Raw genomic sequence first — 868 nt, forward strand, 5'->3', positions numbered from 1 at the left:
CTATCCTCAATATGACGTGTGGCGTAACGGCTAGGAGCCTGTGAAGAACGCCTTGTGTGCTCAGCGTGGTCTGAAGCGCCCATTTGCTGCGCCTTGCCTCTAGGGAAGGGAACCACCCTGCCCGTCGAGACAAGACACAACAACTGCACGCTTCAGACCACGCTGAGCACACAAGGCGTTCTTCACAGGCTCCTAGCCGTTACGCCACACGTCATATTGAGGATAGATGCCATGCATGCGCCGCAAGTGAATATCGCCCTGCGAGCCGCCCGTCAGGCGGGAAATCTGATTCGCAGAGCTGCTGAAAGCAGTGATCCCGTGTCTGTCACGAAAAAGGGCATGAACGACTTCGTCACCGAAGTGGATCGCGCTGCAGAAGCGCGCATCATCGATGTGATTCGCAAGGCCTACCCGGACCACAGTATTCTGGCTGAGGAATCCGGTGTTATCGAAGGCAGTGGCGACGGTAAAGACTACCAGTGGATCATCGACCCACTGGACGGCACGACCAACTTCATCCATGGCTTCCCCCAGTACTGCGTCTCCATTGCCCTCAAATTCAAAGGCAAAATCGAGCATGCGGTCATTTACGATCCCAACCGCGACGAAGAATTCACCGCCAGCCGTGGCCGTGGCGCCGCTCTCAATGGCCGCCGTATTCGCTGTACCAATCGAGCCAGCCTGGAAGGCTGCCTGATCGGTACGGGTTTCCCGTTCCGCAAGGACCAGGCCCCGCACATGGACGCCTATCTGGGCATGTTCGCGGATATCGCCGCCTCCACCGCCGGTCTGCGTCGGCCCGGTTCCGCCGCCCTGGACCTGGCCTGGCTGGCCGCCGGCCGACTGGACGGCTTCTTTGAATTCGGCC

Annotated in this window: 1 protein-coding gene; it reads left to right on the top strand. The window is 59.4% G+C overall.

Annotated elements, in window-relative coordinates; translation table 11 throughout:
- Positions 1–231 precede the first annotated feature (231 nt).
- Positions 232–868, top strand: a 637-nt coding sequence (locus tag A3730_RS04155) for an inositol monophosphatase family protein (protein ID WP_063537546.1), incomplete at its 3' end; no start/stop codon positions are given.

It is taken from the genome of Alcanivorax sp. HI0044 (assembly GCF_001634945.1).